Source organism: Streptomyces aquilus (assembly GCF_003955715.1).
GTDB lineage: Bacteria > Actinomycetota > Actinomycetes > Streptomycetales > Streptomycetaceae > Streptomyces > Streptomyces aquilus.
In genome coordinates this window covers 6,808,231-6,826,279 of the sequence record NZ_CP034463.1, presented here as the reverse complement: position 1 = coordinate 6,826,279, position 18,049 = coordinate 6,808,231, and the positions used below count along the sequence as shown (strand labels likewise).

The window sequence follows — 18,049 nt, the reverse complement described above, 5'->3', positions numbered from 1 at the left end:
AAGTGGTACGTCACTTGCGAAGTCGGACGGCGTCGCCGTCAGGTTGCCGCCCGGCGCCGAGAGTGGCGCAGATCACAGCCGTAGCCATGCCGCCGAGCAGGAAGAGGTACGAGCCGGCTCCCGCGCCGAACAGGAAGTCGCCTTCGGGGCGGCTGGCGGTGAGCAGGATGACGGCGAGCACCCAGCCGGCGGCCGGTGCGACGGCCCCGCCCCGGCCGCCGACGGCGCGCGCACCGCCGAGGCAGAGCCCGGCCTCGCCCGCGAGGGCGAGCAGCAGGCCGCCCGGGAACCAGCCGGACTGCACGAGCGATCCGGCGGCGCCGACGACCGCGCCGAGCACGAAGAGGCCCAGGTAGAGGAGGGCTCGTCCGGCGGAGGGTGCCTTGAGGGGCTGGGCGAGCATGGATCCGTGGTCGTTCATGAGATGTCCCCGGTGCCGGCGAAGAGGTCGGTCTCCCGATCCCCGGGTACCCGGTCCCCTCGTACCAACTCGTAGTACTCGGTGGTGAAGAGGGGCTGGGCGAGGTCGTTGGAGAGCACGAAGTAGGGTGCGGCGACGGTGATCTGGGTGGCGTGCGCGGCCATCGCGGCGGCCTTGGCGGCGGCGTACGCGGTGCCGTCGATCTCGGTCGTCACCCGCTCGTCGGCCACGACACCGGGGACGTCGTCGAGGACGCCCTCCTTGGTGAAGGGCAGGCCGGGCAGGTCGTCGTGGAGGCGGGCGAAGGCCTGTTCGCCGACCGTGCGCGGGACGCGGTTCCAGTAGATCTTGGGGATCGTCCAGCCCGCTTCGGCCGCCAGGTCCGCGGCGCGCATGGCGACGCGGTGCGCCTGGATGTGGTCGGGGTGGCCGTAGCCGCCGTTCTCGTCGTAGGTGACGACGACGTGCGGACGTACCTCCAGGATCACCCGCACCAGATGCGCGGCGGCCTCGTCGACGTCCGCCTGCCAGAAGCAGGCGGGGTCGTCGTTGTCGGCGAGGCCCATCATCCCGGAGTCGTGGTAGCGGCCCTCGCCGCCGAGGAGACGGAAGTCCTCGACGCCGAGTGCGCGCATCGCGGCGGTGAGCTCGCCGAGACGGTACGCGCCCAGGGCGGTGCCGGAGAGGTGCCGGAGCTCCGGGGGAATGACCTCGCCGTGCTCACCGAGCGTGCAGGTGACCAGGGTCACCCGGGCACCCTCGGCCGCATAGCGAGCCATCGTCGCGCCGTTGTTGATCGACTCGTCGTCCGGGTGCGCGTGCACCAGGAGGAGGCGCCGGGCGGGTGGTTCCGTCATGGGACCACCCTAAAGGCGACCTGGGACCTGCCCCGGGAAGGGTCAGAACTTGATGCTGCCGATCATCCCCGCGATGTTCGTCGTCAGCTCGCTGATCGTCGGCGCCATGGTCGAGGAGGCCAGGTAGAAGCCGAGCAACATGCAGACGATCGCGTGTCCGGCCTTCAGTCCGGACTTCCTGATCAGCAGGAAGACGATGATCGCCAGCAGCACCACCGCCGAAATCGAGAGTGCCACGGCGGCTCACCTCCAAAGATCCCAAGAGCGCGGGGGGTTCGGACCAGGGGGGCAGATAAATCCATACGACAGCCAGCGGGTTCATACCCACTATGCGCTAGTGATCATAACTATCCGTACTCGCGCATCGGTCGGCGCACGGACGCACAAGGGGGCGTATGGCCAATATGGTCGGGGCATGACGACGACGCCCGACTCCTTCCCTCGCCGGCACGCCCGCACCCAGCGCTTCACGCTCGGCGCGCCGCGCGCGTTCACCGTGGCTCCCGACGGTTCCCGTGTCGTGTTCCTGCGCTCGTCCTCCGGTACGGACCGGGCGAACTCTCTGTGGGTGCTCGACCCGGCGGACGGCGGGGAGCGCGTGGCGGCCGACCCGCGCGCCCTGCTCGGCGGGGCCACGGAGGATCTGTCGCCCGAGGAGCGGGCGCGGCGCGAACGCAGCCGTGAGGGCGGCGCCGGGATCGTCGGCTACGCCACCGACGCGGCGGTGGAGTTGGCGTCTTTTGCCTTGTCAGGGCGGCTGTTCGCGGCGGAGCTGCGGGCCGGGACGGCGACCGAACTCCACGTCCCGGGACCGGTGATCGACCCGCGCCCCTCCCCCGACGGCCGGCTCGTCGCCTACGTCGCCCAGGGCGCCCTGCGGGTCGTCGGGGCCGCGGGCGAAGGTGACGTGGCGCTGGCCGAGCCGGAGTCGGAGCACATCACCTACGGTCTCGCCGAGTTCATCGCGGCCGAGGAGATGGGCCGGTCACGGGGGTTCTGGTGGTCGCCGGAGTCGGACCGGCTGCTGGTGGCGCGCGCGGACGACACGCCGGTGCGGCGCTGGTGGATCTCCGACCCGGCACATCCGGAACGTGATCCACAGCACGTCCCCTATCCGGCGGCGGGGACGGAGAACGCGGACGTACGGCTGTACGTCGTCGGCCTCGACGGGACGCGCACCGAGGTGACGTGGGACCGTGCCCGCTACCCGTATCTGGCGCATGTGCACTGGTCAGCGGCGGGTGCGCCGCTGTTGCTGGTCCAGGCGCGTGACCAGCGCAGTCAGCTGTTCCTGGCCGTGGACACGGAGTCCGGGGCGACCCGGATGGTGCACGCGGACGAAGATCCAGTTTGGCTTGATCTTTTCCCAGGGGTGCCCTGCTGGAGTCCGTCCGGGCGGCTCGTGCGGATCGCGGACGAGGGCGGCGCGCGGGTCCTCGCGGTGGGCGAACGCCCGCTGACCGGGCCGCAGTTGCATGTCCGTGCGGTGCTGGACGTGTCCGACGACGACGTCCTGGTCTCGGCCTCGGCCGGGGAGCGGGCGGCGGCGCCGGAGACCGGCGAGGTGCATGTGTACCGGGTCAACGAGCTCGGCATGGAGCGGGTCTCGCAGGAGCCCGGGGTGCATTCGGCGGTGCGGTCCGGGAGCGTGACCGTGCTGGTCTCGGCGACGCCGGGGCGGGCCGGGTCGGTGGCGCAGGTGCTGCGGGACGGGAAGCAGACGGCGACGATCACCTCGTACGCCGAAGATCCCGGTATGTCCCCGCGCGTGACGCTGACCGAGGGGGGCGCACGGCGTATCCCGTGCGCCGTGCTGTTGCCTCGGAACCACCAAGGGGATGGTCGTCTTCCGGTTTTGCTGGATCCCTACGGGGGACCGCACGGGCCGCGCGTCCTCGCGGCCCACAACGCGCACCTCACCAGCCAGTGGTTCGCCGACCAGGGTTTCGCGGTCGTGGTCGCGGACGGCCGGGGCACGCCGGGCCGCTCCCCCGCCTGGGAGAAGGCGATCCGCGACGACTTCACGGTGTCCCTGGACGACCAGGTGGAAGCGCTCCAGGACCTGGCGGAGCGGTACCCGCTGGACCTGGACCGGGTGGCGATCCGCGGCTGGTCGTACGGCGGCTGGCTGGCGGGGCTGGCGGTCCTGCGCCGCCCCGACGTCTTCCACGCGGGCATCGCGGGCGCCCCGGTGACGGACTGGCGGCTGTACGACACCCACTACACGGAGCGGTATCTGGGCGACCCGACGGCATCACCGGAGGTGTACGCGCGCAGCTCCCTGGTGACGGACGAGGGACTGTCCTCCCCCGCCGAGCCGCACCGCCCCCTGATGATCGTGCACGGCACGGCCGACGACAACGTGGTCTTCGCCCACGCCCTGCGCCTCTCCTCGGCCCTCCTGTCGGCGGGCCGCCCGCACGAGGTGCTCCCCCTGTCCGGCGTGACCCACATGACCCCGCAGGAACAGGTCGCGGAGAACCTGCTGCTGCTCCAGGTGGACTTCCTGAAGCGGTCGCTGGGACTGCTGTAGCGGGCCGGGGTACGGCAACGGGCCGGGACGACATGGCGCGTCCCGGCCCGTTTACGGCACCCGCACGGCCGTACGTTGTTCAGACTGACGCGTCCGTATATCGGGATCGGGTCAGCTAAGTTGCCTGCGTGTTAACGCGGTTGGTGCGCATTTGTGTGGTTATTCCCGGCCATTTGCAAGATCATCCGGCGGCTCCTCCGGCGGCACCACCTGCTTCTCCTCCGCGAAATGGCAGGCGGAGTCGTGGGCCGCGGGGCCGGACATGAGGCGGAACTCGCTCGGGACCGCCAGGGCCGGGACCTCCAGGGCGCAGCGCTCCTGTGCCTTCCAGCAGCGGGTGCGGAAGCGGCAGCCGGAGGGGATGTTGGTCGGGGAGGGGACGTCGCCGGTGAGGATGATGCGCTCGCGGTGTTCGCGGGCCTCCGGGTCGGGGACCGGGACCGCGGAGAGCAGGGCCTGGGTGTAGGGGTGGGTGGGGTGGTCGTAGATCTCCGCGTCCCTGCCGATCTCCACGATGCGGCCCAGGTACATCACGCCGACGCGGTCGGAGATGTGGCGGACGATCGACAGGTCGTGGGCGATGAAGACATAGGAGAGGTCGAACTCGTTCTGGAGGCGGTCCATCAGGTTGATGACCTGGGCCTGGACGGAGACGTCGAGCGCCGAGACCGGTTCGTCGGCGACGATCACCTCCGGGCGCAGGGCCAACCCGCGGGCGATGCCGATGCGTTGGCGCTGGCCGCCGGAGAACTGGTGCGGATAGCGGTTGATGTACTCGGGGTTGAGGCCGACCACGTCCAGGAGGTCCTGGACCTTGCGTCTGCGGTCGCCCTTCGGGGCCACCTCGGGGTGGATGTCGTAGGGCTCGCCGATGATGTCGCCGACCGTCATGCGGGGGTTGAGCGAGGTGTACGGGTCCTGGAACACCATCTGGATGTTGCGGCGGACCGACTTGAGGGCCTTGCCGGACAGCTGGGTGATGTCCTCGCCCTTGTACTTGATCGACCCGGCGGTCGGCTGCTCAAGATTGACGAGCATCTTGGCGACAGTCGACTTGCCGCAGCCGGACTCCCCGACGATCCCGAGGGTTTCGCCCTTGTTGAGCGTGAAGTCCACACCGTCGACGGCCTTGACCGCACCGACCTGCTTCTTGAACAGGATGCCCTGGGTCAACGGGTAGTGCTTGACCAGTCCGGTCACTTCAATGATCGGCTCAACCATTGAGGCACTCCCTCCAGAAGTGGCAGGCGCTCGTACGGTCCTCCGACACCTCGTACAGCGGGGGTTCGTCCGTCCTGCACACGTCCTGGGCCATCGGGCAGCGGGGGTTGAACGCACAACCCGGCGGGATGGCCATCAAGTTGGGCGGCAGTCCCTTGATCGCGTACAGCTCCTGGCCCTTCTGATCAAGACGGGGGATGGAGTCGAGGAGACCGCGCGTGTAGGGGTGGGCCGGGGCCTTGTAGATGTCGTGCACCGGCGCCTGCTCGACGATGCGGCCCGCGTACATCACCGCGATCCGGTCCGCCACGTCGGCCACCACACCCAGATCGTGGGTGATGAGGATGAGCCCCATGTTGTACTCGCGCTGCAACTCCGCGAGCAGGTCCATCACCTGGGCCTGGACGGTGACGTCGAGGGCGGTGGTGGGTTCGTCGGCGATGATGAGGGCCGGCTCCAGGGCCAGCGCCATCGCGATCATGATGCGCTGGCGCATGCCGCCGGAGAACTGGTGCGGGTACTGCTTGACGCGTTCCTTCGCGGCCGGGATGCGCACCCGGTCCATCAGCTCGACGGCCTTGGCCCGCGCGTCCTTCTTCGACATGCCGCGGTGGACCACGAACATCTCACCCAGCTGATCGCCCACGCTCAGCACGGGGTTGAGGGACGACAGGGCATCCTGGAAGATCATCGCCATCTCGGCGCCGCGGACCTTCCGCCGCTCCTCCTCCTTGAGCTTCAGCAGGTCCTTGCCCTGGAAGAGGATCTCACCGCCCGCGATCCGCCCCGGCGGCATGTCGAGGATGCCCATGATCGCCTGAGCGGTGACGGACTTCCCGGACCCGGACTCCCCCAGCACGGCGAGGGTCTCCCCCGCGTCGACCGCGTAGTCGACCCCGTTGACGGCCTTGGCGACCCCGTCCCGGGTCTTGAACTCCACGTGCAGATCACGCACTTCCAGGAGCACGACTCACCTCAGCTTCGGGTCGAGGGCGTCGCGGACCGCGTCGCCGAGCATGATGAACGCGAGGACCGTGAGGGCCAGGGCGCCGGCGGGCCAGAGGAGCATGTGGGGGGCCTGGCGGATGTAGGCGGAGGCTGCGGAGATGTCGATGCCCCAGCTGACGGTGGGGGGCTTGAGGCCCACGCCGAGGTAGGAGAGCGTCGCCTCCAGGGCGATGTACGTGCCGAGCGCGATGGTCGCGACCACGATCACCGGGGCCACCGCGTTGGGGGCGATGTGGCGCAGCAGCTGGCGGGAGTTCGAGGCGCCCAGCGCCTTCGCCGCCTGCACGTAGTCGTTCTGTTTGGCCGTGATGACCGAGCCTCGCGCGATGCGTGAGATCTGCGGCCAGCCCAGCAGCACCATGAAGCCGATCACCGGCCAGACCGTGTTGCTGGTGACGACCGAGAGCAGGACCAGGCCGCCCAGGACCACCGGGATCGCGAAGAACACGTCCGTGATCCGGGACAGGATCGAGTCCCAGAAGCCGCCGAAGAAGCCGGCGAGGCCGCCGAGGACCGAGCCCAGGATCGCGACCCCGAGCGTCGCGCAGACGCCGACCGTGACGGACGTACGGGCGCCGTAGACCGTGCGGGTGTAGACGTCGCAGCCCTGGCCGTCGAAGCCGAAGGGATGGCCTGGTTGCGAGCCCTCCTGCGCTTTGGCCAGGTCGCACTTCAGGGGGTTGCCGGAGGCGATCAGCGAGGGCCAGAGGGAGATCACGACCAGGAAGAGGATCACCAGGCCCGAGATGATGAAGACGGGGTTGCGGCGCAGGTCGCGCCAGGCGTCGGACCAGAGCGAGCGGGGCTTGCCCTGGGGGCCGCCCGCCGGGCCGGGCCCCTTCTCCAGGGTGTTCGCCTCGCTCACCGCGAGGTCCATGGCACCGCCCATGCCGGTCCCGGCGATCGCACCCTCGGGCTCCTGGGGTTCAGGCATAGCGGATCCTCGGGTCGAGTACGGCGTACAGGAGGTCGACGAGCAGGTTGGCGACCAGGAAGACCAGCACCAGGACGGTGACGAAGCCGACCACCGTCTGGGTGTTCTGGCGCAGGATGCCCTGGTAGAGCTGGTAGCCGACGCCGTGGATGTTGAAGATCCGCTCGGTGACGATCGCCCCGCCCATCAGGGCGCCGATGTCGGTGCCGATGAAGGTGACGACGGGGATCAGGGAGTTGCGCAGGAGGTGGCGGGTGATGACCCGTCTCCTCGGCAGGCCCTTCGCCACCGCCGTGCGCACGTAGTCGCTGCGGCGGTTCTCCGCGATCGACGTCCGGGTCAGCCGGGTCACGTACGCCAGCGACACCGACGCCAGCACCAGGCCCGGCACGATCAGTTCGCTGAACGTGGCGTCCGTGGACACCGACGGTTTGATCCAGCCCCACTCGACGCCGAGCAGGAGCTGGAGCAGCAGGCCGGTGACGAAGGTCGGGATCGAGATCACGACGAGCGTCAGCATCAGCACCGAGGTGTCGACGGGCTTGCCGCGGCGCAGGCCCGTGACGACCCCCAGCGTGATGCCGATGACGATCTCGAACAGGATCGCGACGATCGTCAGGCGGATCGTCACGGGGAACGCCGTCGACATCAGCTCGGTGACCTTCTGCCCGTTGAACGCGGTGCCGAAGTCGCCGGTGAAGACGTTCCCCATGTAGGTCAGGTACTGCTGCCAGACGGGTTTGTCGAGGCCGAACTCCTTCTCCAGCTGCGCGGCCGTGGCGGGGTCGCACTGCCGGTCGCCGCACAGGCCCGCGATGGGGTCGCCCATGACGTTGACCATGAGGAAGATGAGGAGCGTGGCGCCGATGAACACCGGGATCATCTGGAGCAGACGCCGGACGACGTAGCGTCCCATGGCGGGTCAGCTGACCTTGATCTCGTTGTAGACCGGGACGCTGAACGGGTTGAGCTTGACGTTGGACAGCCGCTCCGAGTAGCCCGCGCTGCCGTTCTGGTACCAGAGCGGGATCGCGCCCATGTTGTCCCGCAGCACCTTCTCGGCGTCCTGGAACGTGGAGACGGCCTTGGCGGTGTCGGTCTCGGCGTTGGCCTCGTCGACGAGCTTGTCGAAGTCCTTGTTGGACCACTTGCCGTCGTTGGAGGAGGCGTTCGTGTAGTACAGCGGCTGGAGGAAGTTCTGGATGAGCGGGTAGTCCATCTGCCAGCCGGCCCGGAAGGGGCCGCTCATCTTCTGCTCGCCGATCTGGTTGCGGAAGTCGGCGAAGGTGCCGACCGGGTTGCCGACACAGGCCTTGTCGTTGTCGAGCGCGTTGTTGATGGAGTTGCAGACCGCGTCGACCCACTGCTTGTGGGAGCCGGTGTCCGCGTTGTACGTGATCTTGACCTGGCCGCCGGGGAGGCCGCCGCCCTCCTCGATGAGCTTCTTGGCGGCCTTCGGGTCGTATTCACAGGCGTCCCCGCACAGCCCCTCCTTGAAGCCGCCCGCCTCGCCGAGGACCGGGGAGGTCCAGTCGGAGGCCGGGGTGCGGGTGTCGTTGAAGATGGTCTTGGTGATCTGGTCCCGGTCGATGGCCCGGGAGAGACCCGTGCGCACCTTCTCCATCCCCGGCTTGTTCCAGTTCTTGTCGTAGAACGGGAAGGCGAGGGTCTGGATGATGCCGGCCGGGGTGTTGAGGTAGCGGTCGCCGAGGTCGGCCTTGACGTTCTTGAGCTGGGCGGCGGGGACGTCGTCGACGAGGTCGAGGTTGCCGGCCATGAGGTCGGTGTAGGCGGTGTTGTTGTCGGTGTAGACCTTGAGGGTCACGCCGCCGTTCTGCGCCTTGTCGTCGCCCTTGTAGCCGTCCCACTTCTTCAGGCTCATCTGGGAGCCCTTGGTGTACGACTCGATGGTGTACGGGCCGTTGCCGACCGGCTTCTTCAGCCAGGCGTCGTGGTCGGTGAAGAAGGCCTGCGGGAGCGGGGCGTAAGCCGGGTAGCCGAGGGTGTCGGGGAAGGTCGAGAACTTCTGGTTGAGCTTGACGGTGAAGGTCAGGTCGCCGGTGACCTTCAGCCCGGAGAGCGTCTGGGCGGTCTGCTTGCTGCCGTCCTCGGGGTGGACCTTGTCGTAGCCGTCGATGTACCCGAAGAAGTACGCGTTCTTCTGGTTGTTCTTGAGGCTGGCCCCGTAGTTCCAGGCGTCCACGAAGGACTTGGCGGTGACCTTCTCGCCGTTGGAGAAGGTCCAGCCGTCCTTGACGGTGACGGTGAAGTTCTGCGAGTCGCTCGTCTCGATCTTCTCGGCGAGCATGTCCTCGGCCTTGCCGGTCTCCGGGTTGTACCTCTTCAGGGACCGGAAGATCATGTCGAGCACCTTGCCGCCCTGCACCTCGTTGGTGTTGGCCGGCTCCAGCGGGTTCTGCGGGTCGCCCCAGGAGGCACTGAGCGTCGCGCCGCCGTCGCCACTGCCACTGCCGCCGCTGTCGCTGTCCCCACCTCCGCAGGCCGTCGCCGCGAGTGCTACCGCCGCCGCGCATGCGGCCCACTTGGCGTGCGTGGCTCCACGCATGGAGTGCCTCCTGATTGACTGCGCTGATCCGTTAACGGCAAATATCGACGTAAATCAGGCAAACCGCACACGTATTGAGCCCTTTAGGGGAACGGGTGGAGACCTCCCGGGCGCCTCCGGGGAACGTCCGACCTCTGCGTCAGTGGATCTTGCGTGTAGGACGCAATGGATCTTCACCATCCGATGCAGAACCGTTGGATTGCGACCCTCCTATGTACGGATTTCGACACGTCGCAGTCCGCATATCGAACTCATTGCCCGATTGGGGAAGTTGGCCCGATGTAAAACACGGATCGATCACGAGGTGCTACACGCGTAGCTACAGAATGGTCAAGTACAGGCAAAGAAAGTAAAGAGAAACCCAAGTCGACCGAGAATTTATTGACCTTGAATGAATTGCGTTGAAAAAGTCCGGCGTAGCCCGTAGGGGAGTGCCCTGCGGAGTCATCAGACCCTCCCTTGGGCCAGGAGCACCATGACCCCCCCAACTCCATCGGCGGCTGCCCCGCTCGAGGTGACCGAAGAGAGCGCCGAGAAGTCGATCACTTCTCCCTCTCCGAAGGCCAACGAAAGCCGGTCTCCCGGGCAGCTTGCCTGGCGCCGGTTCAAGCGCGACCGTACGGGCGTCATATCGGCGTACATCGTGATCTTCTTCTTCGTGATCGCCGTCGCCGCTCCGCTCATAGCCAAGCTGTACGGGAAGAACCCGTACGACCAGTACGGCCAGGACGCGCCGATCGGCACCCTCTTCAACGAGTCCGGCTACCCCATCAAGCCGAACGGCGGCATCGACGCCAACTTCTGGTTCGGCCTTGAGCCGCAGATGGGCCGCGACGTCTTCACGTTCCTGCTCTACGGCATCCGCACCTCGCTGATGATCGCCACGATCACCACGATTCTGGTCACGGTCATCGGCGTGATCGTCGGCGTCTCCGCCGGCTACCTGGGCGGCAAGACGGACTACCTCGTCAGCCGGATCATCGACATCGTGCTGTCGTTCCCCTCCACGCTGTTCTTCATCGCCTTCACCCCCGTCGTGTACGGGATCTTCTGGGCCGCCGACGAGGAGATCCCCGCCTGGGGACGCGGCGTCTGCCTGGTCGTGCTGCTGACGGCCTTCGGCTGGGCCTCCATCGCGCGACTGCTGCGCGGCCAGGTGCTGGCCCTGCGCGAGCGCGAGTTCGTCGAGGCGGCCAAGGTGACCGGTGCCTCCCCGACCCGGATCATCTTCAAGGAACTGCTCCCCAACCTGTGGACGCCGATCCTCATCCAGTCCACGCTCGCCCTCCCGGCGTTCGTGACCGCTGAGGCCGGCCTGGCCTTCCTCGGTGTCGGCATCCAGGACCCGACCCCGGACTGGGGCGTGATGATCCAGCGTGGTGCGCAGTTCTACACGGACGACATCACCTTCATGATCTTCCCGGGCGTCTCGATGATCATCTTCGTCCTGGCGTTCAACCTTCTCGGCGATTCGGTGCGCGACGCACTCGACCCGAAGTCCAAGCGCTGAGTCCCCCGGCCCGGTCATCGTCGTCCGGCTGCTGGCAGCACGTCTCTCTCATTCATCTCAACCAGGCAGGTAGGCCATGTCCTTTTCCCGCAGAAACTTCCTGATCGCCACCGGTGTGGCGGCGGGTGCCTCCACCGTCCTGAGCGCTTGCAGCAGCGGCAACGCCGGCGGCGGCGGCAGCAAGGCTCCCTCGGTCGAGAAGGGCAAGGCCGCCACGATCGCCGTCGGCACCGCCACCGACTCCAAGGGCCCCGCCCCGGAGATGCCGGGCGCTCGTAAGGGCGGCACGATCTACACCCTCGACCAGATCGACTACGACCACCTGGACCCGGCGCAGATCTACTCCTCGTACACGGGCGCCGGTTCGGTCCTGTTCCTGCGTGGTCTGACCGGCTACCGCGTCGACTCCAAGGGCAACACCACCCTGGTCGGCGACCTCGCCACCGACGCCGGCACCGTCAAGGACGGCGGCAAGACCTGGTCCTTCACGCTGAAGGACGGTGTGAAGTGGGAGGACGGCTCGACCGTCACGATCGACGACGTCCGCCACACCTTCGAGCGTCTCTTCGCCGACTTCGTCACCGAGGGCCCCCGCTACCCGCAGAACTGGCTCGCCGGCGCCGACAAGTACAAGGGCCCCTACGAGGGCAAGCACCTCTCCTCCATCGAGACGGACGGCAACACCGTCACCTTCCGTCTGAAGGAGGCGCACGCCGACTTCCCGTTCATGCTCGCCATGCGCGGCTACTCGATCGTGCCCAAGGCCAAGGACACGAAGAAGAAGTACGACCAGCGTCCGTTCTCCTGCGGCCCGTACAAGATCGAGTCCCGCAGCATCGACAAGTCCCTCACCCTCGTGCGCAACGAGCACTGGGACGCCAGCCTGGACCCGTGCCGCAACGGCTACCCGGACAAGGTCGTCATGCAGTTCGGCTTCCAGTCCCTGGCCTCCACGGACCGCTACATCGCCGACTCGGGCAACGACCAGTACGCGCTGTCCCTGCTGAACGAGGTCGCCCCCGAGCGTGTCACCAAGGTGCTCGGTGACGCCACGCTGAAGAAGCGGGTGCTGACCCAGGTCGACACGACGTGCTACTACTTCCCGATCAACATGACCCGGATCAAGGACGTCAAGGTCCGTCAGGCGATCAACTGGGCGTGGCCGGCGCAGCAGCTGAAGCAGCAGCGTGGTGGCTCGCAGGTCACCGCGACCGCGACCACGATCATCTCCCCGCTGACCCCGGGTCACGAGGACTTCGACCTGTACGGCAAGAAGACCAAGCCGACCGGTGACCCGGAGAAGGCCAAGGCGCTGCTGAAGGAGGCCGGCAAGGAGGGCCAGAAGCTGGTCATCGCCTTCCAGCAGTCCGACCGCGCCGTCAAGGAGGCCGTCACCATCAAGAACGCCCTCACCAAGGCGGGCTTCGACGTGGTGACCAAGCAGGTCGACAAGACCACCTTCTACTCCGAGATCGGTCAGCTGGACAACGGCTTCGACCTGTTCGCCGCGGGCTGGGGCCCGGACTGGCCGGCCGGTTACGCCGTCATCCAGCCCTGCTGGGACGGCAGCCAGATCGCCGACGGTGGCGTCAACTGGTCGCAGCTGAACGACACCAGCGTCAACAAGGCGATCGCCGCGGCCACCGCCATCACCGACGCGGACAAGGCCAACAAGGCCTGGGGCGCGATCGACAAGCAGATCATGACGCTCGCGGCCTGCGTCCCCGACTACAACCCGATCCGTAACTACTTCTACGGTTCCAAGGTCGGCGGCGTGGTCTACAACTCCGGTGACACCTGCGTCGCCATCGGCAAGGTCTTCGCGAAGGCCTGACGCTTTCCCGGGGCGGCGGTCCGACCGGCCGCCGCCCCGGCCCCGTCCACGCCCGCTCCCCACACCCCGGCGACGGCGCCCCGTCCGGAAAGTCTCACCCCATGTTCCGTTTCCTGGTCCGCCGAGTGCTCGGCGCACTCGTGATTCTGCTGATCATCAGCGCCGTCACCTTCTTCCTCTTCTACGCCATCCCGCGTGACCCGGCGCGGATGGCGTGCGGCAAGGTCTGCCCCGACGACCTGCTGGCGCAGGTGCGGCAGAACCTCGGCATCGCCGATCCGATGCCGGTGCAGTACTGGCACTGGCTCGAGGCCATCTTCGTGGGCCGGGACTATGTGGGCGTCGGGCACTGCGCCGCGCCCTGCTTCGGCTACTCGTTCAGCAACAACGTGAACGTGTTCGACACGATCATGGAGCGGATGCCCACCACCGTCTCCCTCGCCATCGGCGGCGCCTTCTTCTTCCTGATCATCGGTGTCGGCACCGGCATGCTGGCCGCGCTCAAGCAGGGCAAGTTCCTCGACAAGGCCGCGAGCTCCTTCTCGCTCATCGGCTCGTCGATGCAGATCTACTTCGTCGGCTACATCGCGATGTTCTTCTTCGTGACCCAGCTGCACCTCCTGGACCAGCCGTCGTACACGCCGTTCACCGAGAACCCCGGCGCCTGGTTCTCGGGCCTGCTGCTGCCGTGGCTGGTGCTGTCGATCATCTTCACGGCCAACTACACGCGTATGACCCGCTCGCAGCTCGTGGAGCAACTCAGCGAGGACTACGTGCGTACGGCACGGGCGAAGGGCCTGTCCCGCTCCTCGGTCTTCTTCCGCTTCGCCTGGCGCGGCGCGATGGGTCCGATCGTGACCATCTTCGGCATCGACATGGGCACGCTGGTCGGCGGCGCGATCATCACCGAGTCGACCTTCAGCATCCAGGGCCTCGGCACCCTCGCCGTCCGCTCGGTCGACGACAGCGACCTTCCGATGCTGCTCGGCGTCACCATGATCGCGGCGGCCGGCATCGTCTTCGCCAACATCATCGTGGACGCCGTCTACGCCCTCATCGACCCGCGTATCCGGCTCGCCTGATCCGGTCCCCCTCCAGCTACCCCCCGGCATGACCCCCAGGAGCGTCCCCGTGACGAGCACCGATCAGCAGGCCTTCCTCTCCGTCAGGGACCTGAAAGTCCACTTCTCCACCGAGGACGGCGTCGTCAAGGCCGTCGACGGTCTCTCCTTCGACCTCGAAAAGGGCAAGACCCTCGGCATCGTGGGCGAGTCCGGCTCCGGCAAGTCCGTCACCAACCTGACGATCCTGGGCCTGCACGACCGGCACCGCACCGCGATCGACGGCGAGATCCTGCTCGACGGCAAGGAGCTGACCACGGCTCGCGAGTCCGAGCTGGAGAAGCTGCGCGGCAACAAGATGGCGATGATCTTCCAGGACGCCCTGGCCTCGCTGTCGCCGTACCACACCATCGGCAAGCAGATCGGTGAGACGTACCGCAAGCACACCGGTGCCTCCAAGTCGGAGGCCCGCAAGCGGGCGATCGAGATGCTGCGGCGCGTCGGCATCCCGCAGCCGGACATGCGGGTGGACGACTACCCGCACCAGTTCTCCGGCGGTATGCGCCAGCGCGCGATGATCGCCATGGCCCTGGTCTGCGACCCCGAGCTGCTGATCGCCGACGAGCCGACCACCGCGCTCGACGTGACGGTCCAGGCCCAGATCATGGACCTGCTCAAGGACCTCCAGCAGGAGTTCGGCACCGCGATCATCTTCATCACCCACGACCTCGGTGTCATCGCCGACATCGCGGACGACGTGCTGGTGATGTACGGCGGCCGGTGTGTGGAGCGGGGCACGAAGGAGGAGGTGCTGCGCACCCCGCAGCACCCCTACACGGTCGGTCTGCTGAGCTCGATGCCGAGCCTGGACGGCCCGGTCGACGTACCGCTGTCGCCGATCCCCGGCTCGCCGCCCTCCCTCCTCAACCCGCCCTCCGGCTGCCGCTTCCACCCGCGCTGCACCTTCGCCGAGAAGGTCCCCGGCGGGCTGTGCTCCACCGAGCGCCCGCTGCTGAAGGTCGAGGCCGGCCGGGGTTCCGCCTGCCACCTCACGCTGGACCAGCGCCAGGAATTCTTCGCCGACCTCGCCGCGACCCGGCACTGACGTAACTGAGACGGGACTTCACCATCATGAGCAACACGAACCCCCTCCTGGACGTCACCGGCCTGACGAAGCACTTCCCGGTCAAGGGCGGATTCCCGATCCGGCGCACGGTCGGCGCGGTGCAGGCCGTCGACGGCCTCGACTTCCAGGTGAACGAGGGCGAGGCCCTCGGCCTGGTCGGCGAGTCCGGCTGCGGCAAGTCCACGACCGGCCGCCTGATCACGCGCCTTCTGGAGCCCACCGGCGGCAAGATCTCCTACCGCGGGCAGGACATCACGCACGCGGGCCGCAAGGAGCTGGCGCCGGTCCGCTCCGAGATCCAGATGATCTTCCAGGACCCCTACGCCTCCCTGAACCCGCGGCAGACGGTCGGCAAGATCATCTCGGGTCCGATGGAGATCAACGACATCAACCCGGAGGGCGGCCGCGAGAAGCGGGTCCGTGAGCTCCTGGAGATCGTCGGCCTCAACCCCGAGCACTACAACCGCTTCCCGCACGAGTTCTCCGGCGGCCAGCGTCAACGTATCGGCGTGGCACGCGCGCTGGCCCTGGAGCCGAAGCTGATCGTGGCGGACGAGCCGGTCTCGGCCCTGGACGTGTCGATCCAGGCGCAGGTCGTGAACCTGCTCCAGAAGGTGCAGCAGGAGCTGGGCATCGCGTTCGTCTTCATCGCCCACGACCTGGCGGTGGTACGGCACTTCTCGCAGCGCGTGGCGGTCATGTACCTCGGCAAGATCGTCGAGATCGCCGACCGCGACGACCTGTACGGCAACCCGCGCCACCCCTACACCAAGGCGCTGCTGTCGGCGGTGCCCGAGGCGACGGTGGACGAGACCCCGGCCCGCGAGCGCATCCGCCTCCAGGGCGACGTCCCCTCCCCGCTGAACCCGCCGTCGGGCTGCCGCTTCCGCACCCGCTGCTGGAAGGCGACGGAGAAGTGCGCGACCGAGGCGCCCCCGCTGGTCCAGGTCGAGGGCAACAAGCCGGGCCACCTGACGGCGTGCCACTACCCGGAGACGGAGGGAACCATTCCGGCCCCGCGTCTCTCCAAGGACCCCCAGGCGGCGGCCTGACACACCCCTTTACCGTCAGCCGCCCCCTACCGGGACCGGACTTTCAGGCCCATTGACCCGAGCCCGCGAACGTCCGCTTCCAGGGGAGACGAAGGCCCGCGCCCACCCAGGCGCGGGCCTTTGTGCTGCTGCCCCGGACCATCACACCCCGGTCGCCCCGTCCACCAGTTCGCGCACGATGTCCAAGTGCCCGTTGTGGCGGGCCGTTTCCTCGATCAGGTGGAGGAGGATCCAGCGGAGGTCGGGGTGGCGGCCGTCGCGGATGGGGCGTTTCGCCTGGGTGTCCAGGTCGTTCGCGGCGACCAGCTCGCGGTAGCGGGCGGACTGTTCCTCGTAGTCGCGCAGGACGTCCGCCAGCGGCATGTCGACCGCGATCCGCATCTCGCGGTCCGGGTCCTCGTCCGTCCAGGGGCCCTCGTCCTCCTCGCCGAGGAACACGACCTGGAACCACCAGTACTCGACCCAGCGCAGATGGTTGATCAGGCCGGACAGGGTCATGAGCGGTGAGCCCGGCAGCGGGGCCTTCACGGCGTTCTCCGCGGAGACGTCCTCGCACTTGGCCAGCGCGGTGGCCCGGGCGTAGTCGAGGAAGGTGGTGAGCTGGGTGCGTTCGTCCCAGGCGGCGGGGGTGTCGGTTCGAGTCATCGGGGAGAGCATGACTCCCCCGGCACCCCTTGTCGAACCAATTAGCCCGCCCCGGCGACCAGTTCCACCTCGAACCCGTCCCCGTCCTCCAGATACCCCGCGTAATGCTCGGCTCCGCCGGCGTACGGATGCCGGTCCGGGAAGAGCAGCGTCCAGCCGTGCCCCGGTGCTTCCGCCACCAGCGCGTCCAGTTCGGCGCGGCTCCGGACGTGGAACGCGAGGTGGTTCAGGCCCGGCCGCATGCGGTCGTGCCGGGTGTCCGTCAGCGCCGGCGACTGTTCCAGGACGACGTACGTCTCCCCCATGCGCCAGCTGCGTCCCGCCGCCCAGTTCTGGTACGGCTCCCAGCCCAGCCGTTCCAGCAGCCAGCCCCAGGACGTCACCGCCCGCTCCAGGTCCGGCACCCACAGCTCGACGTGGTGCAACAACTCCCGCTCCCTCCAGGGTGATGGAGGCCTGATCCTGTCACGCCGTTCAGTAGCGTGTGGGACACTGCCGCGATGGTCGATCGCTCGTTCGCGGATCTCTCGCTCGCCGCGCTGTACGACTCCCTGCACCCATGGGGCCCGGGCGACGACTTCTACGCCCGCCTCGTCCGGGACGCCGCCGCCGTCCTCGACGTCGGCTGCGGTACCGGGCGGCTGCTCGCCCGGGCGCGGGCCGTGGGGCATCACGGGCGGCTCGTGGGGGTCGATCCGGCCGCCGCCATGCTCGTACAGGCGCGGCGGCGGGAGCCGCGTGTGGAGTGGGTGCTCGGGGATCTGCGTTCGCACTTCTGGCACGGGGAGTTCGACCTCGTCGTGATGACCGGCCACGCTTTTCAGGCTCTCGTCACGGACGACGACGTACGACAGGCCCTGCACGCCGTCCGGAACGCGCTGCGCGCCGGGGGGCGGTTCGTGTTCGACGTGGTGAACCCGGCCGGCCGGGGGTGGGAGGGCTGGGGCCCCGAGCAGATCCACGAGGGCGCCGACGCCGCGGGATCGGTCGCGTGGATGTGGCGGGAGGTCTCCTACCCCGTCGTCGGCGACCGGGTCACATTCACCGAGACCTACGAGGGCGTCCGCTGGGACCACCCCCAGATCAGCACCACCACGCTCCGGCTCCTCGACCCGTACGGTATCGAGCGCCTCCTGGCCGAGGCCGGTCTGGCGGTCGTGGAGCAGTACGGGGACTGGGGGCGGGGGCCGGTCAGCGCCGCGAGCCCCGAGATCGTCACCGTCGCCGGACACCGCTGACGCCCCGGCTCCGGGCCGCTGCTCGGCGGCCGTGCGGGATCCG

At 68.2% G+C, this 18,049-nt stretch carries 17 protein-coding genes; 7 read left to right on the top strand and 10 right to left on the bottom strand.

Translation table 11 applies throughout. From position 1 onward, the window contains the following. Positions 1 to 10: 10 nt before the first annotated feature. From EJC51_RS31605 to EJC51_RS31595, 3 genes are read right to left on the bottom strand one after another with little or no spacing between them, the layout of a single operon-like run. Entirely contained in the window at positions 11 to 421 is a 411-nt protein-coding gene (locus EJC51_RS31605; protein ID WP_126274188.1) for a DUF6113 family protein, read from the bottom strand. Next, positions 418 to 1,278, bottom strand: coding sequence for an N-acetyl-1-D-myo-inositol-2-amino-2-deoxy-alpha-D-glucopyranoside deacetylase (gene mshB / locus EJC51_RS31600; protein WP_126274187.1), 861 nt, complete (start codon positions 1,276 to 1,278; stop codon positions 418 to 420). Before mshB ends, EJC51_RS31605 begins: the two co-directional genes overlap by 4 nt. 42 nt (positions 1,279 to 1,320) lie before the next feature. Beyond that, entirely contained in the window at positions 1,321 to 1,515 is a 195-nt protein-coding gene (locus EJC51_RS31595; protein ID WP_079312001.1) for a hypothetical protein, read from the bottom strand. A gap of 178 nt (positions 1,516 to 1,693) precedes the next feature. On the opposite strand from EJC51_RS31595, the gene EJC51_RS31590 reads away from it, so the two are divergent. Beyond that, a complete protein-coding gene (locus EJC51_RS31590; RefSeq protein ID WP_126274186.1) occupies positions 1,694 to 3,811 on the top strand; it encodes a S9 family peptidase in 2,118 nt (705 codons plus the stop codon). 159 nt (positions 3,812 to 3,970) lie between these two features. Here EJC51_RS31590 and EJC51_RS31585 read toward each other — a convergent pair whose 3' ends face one another. From EJC51_RS31585 to EJC51_RS31565, 5 genes are read right to left on the bottom strand one after another with little or no spacing between them, the layout of a single operon-like run. Then, on the bottom strand, positions 3,971 to 5,032 hold the full coding sequence (locus EJC51_RS31585; protein WP_126274185.1) for an ABC transporter ATP-binding protein: 1,062 nt from the start codon (positions 5,030 to 5,032) through the stop codon (positions 3,971 to 3,973). After that, the gene (locus tag EJC51_RS31580) at positions 5,025 to 5,999 is read right to left on the bottom strand and encodes an ABC transporter ATP-binding protein (RefSeq protein ID WP_126274184.1); all 975 of its coding nucleotides are present in this window, start codon (positions 5,997 to 5,999) and stop codon (positions 5,025 to 5,027) included. Before EJC51_RS31580 ends, EJC51_RS31585 begins: the two co-directional genes overlap by 8 nt. Before the next feature lie 3 nt (positions 6,000 to 6,002). Next, on the bottom strand, positions 6,003 to 6,974 hold the full coding sequence (locus EJC51_RS31575) for an ABC transporter permease (protein WP_126274183.1): 972 nt from the start codon (positions 6,972 to 6,974) through the stop codon (positions 6,003 to 6,005). Then, on the bottom strand, positions 6,967 to 7,890 hold the full coding sequence (locus EJC51_RS31570) for an ABC transporter permease (RefSeq protein ID WP_126274182.1): 924 nt from the start codon (positions 7,888 to 7,890) through the stop codon (positions 6,967 to 6,969). Before EJC51_RS31570 ends, EJC51_RS31575 begins: the two co-directional genes overlap by 8 nt. 6 nt (positions 7,891 to 7,896) lie before the next feature. Further along, positions 7,897 to 9,540, bottom strand: coding sequence for a peptide ABC transporter substrate-binding protein (locus tag EJC51_RS31565; protein WP_126274181.1), 1,644 nt, complete (start codon positions 9,538 to 9,540; stop codon positions 7,897 to 7,899). A gap of 475 nt (positions 9,541 to 10,015) precedes the next feature. Between EJC51_RS31565 and EJC51_RS31560 the strand changes: the two genes are divergently transcribed. The 5 genes from EJC51_RS31560 (at position 10,016) to EJC51_RS31540 (ending at position 16,123) form a co-directional block, all read left to right on the top strand. Next, complete coding sequence (locus EJC51_RS31560; RefSeq protein ID WP_126274180.1) at positions 10,016 to 11,050, top strand: ABC transporter permease; 1,035 nt, start codon at positions 10,016 to 10,018, stop codon at positions 11,048 to 11,050. Between the two features lie 76 nt (positions 11,051 to 11,126). Continuing rightward, a complete protein-coding gene (locus EJC51_RS31555; RefSeq protein ID WP_126274179.1) occupies positions 11,127 to 12,884 on the top strand; it encodes an ABC transporter substrate-binding protein in 1,758 nt (585 codons plus the stop codon). A gap of 101 nt (positions 12,885 to 12,985) precedes the next feature. Continuing rightward, on the top strand, positions 12,986 to 13,966 hold the full coding sequence (locus EJC51_RS31550) for an ABC transporter permease (protein WP_126274178.1): 981 nt from the start codon (positions 12,986 to 12,988) through the stop codon (positions 13,964 to 13,966). Positions 13,967 to 14,015: 49 nt separating this feature from the next. Continuing rightward, positions 14,016 to 15,050 carry an ABC transporter ATP-binding protein gene (locus tag EJC51_RS31545; RefSeq protein WP_126274177.1) on the top strand — a complete coding sequence of 345 codons (1,035 nt, stop codon included), beginning with the start codon at positions 14,016 to 14,018 and terminating at the stop codon, positions 15,048 to 15,050. Positions 15,051 to 15,076: 26 nt separating this feature from the next. Next, the gene (locus tag EJC51_RS31540; protein WP_059192525.1) at positions 15,077 to 16,123 is read left to right on the top strand and encodes an ABC transporter ATP-binding protein; all 1,047 of its coding nucleotides are present in this window, start codon (positions 15,077 to 15,079) and stop codon (positions 16,121 to 16,123) included. Between the two features lie 141 nt (positions 16,124 to 16,264). On the opposite strand, the gene EJC51_RS31535 is transcribed toward EJC51_RS31540, so the two are convergent. After that, positions 16,265 to 16,768, bottom strand: a complete 504-nt coding sequence (locus EJC51_RS31535; RefSeq protein ID WP_126274176.1) for a DinB family protein — start codon at positions 16,766 to 16,768, stop codon at positions 16,265 to 16,267. Between the two features lie 41 nt (positions 16,769 to 16,809). Continuing rightward, the gene (locus EJC51_RS31530; protein WP_126274175.1) at positions 16,810 to 17,196 is read right to left on the bottom strand and encodes a VOC family protein; all 387 of its coding nucleotides are present in this window, start codon (positions 17,194 to 17,196) and stop codon (positions 16,810 to 16,812) included. A 72-nt stretch (positions 17,197 to 17,268) separates the two neighbouring features. On the opposite strand from EJC51_RS31530, the gene EJC51_RS31525 reads away from it, so the two are divergent. Continuing rightward, entirely contained in the window at positions 17,269 to 18,006 is a 738-nt protein-coding gene (locus EJC51_RS31525; RefSeq protein ID WP_126274174.1) for a class I SAM-dependent DNA methyltransferase, read from the top strand. The last annotated feature ends 43 nt before the right edge of the window (positions 18,007 to 18,049 follow it).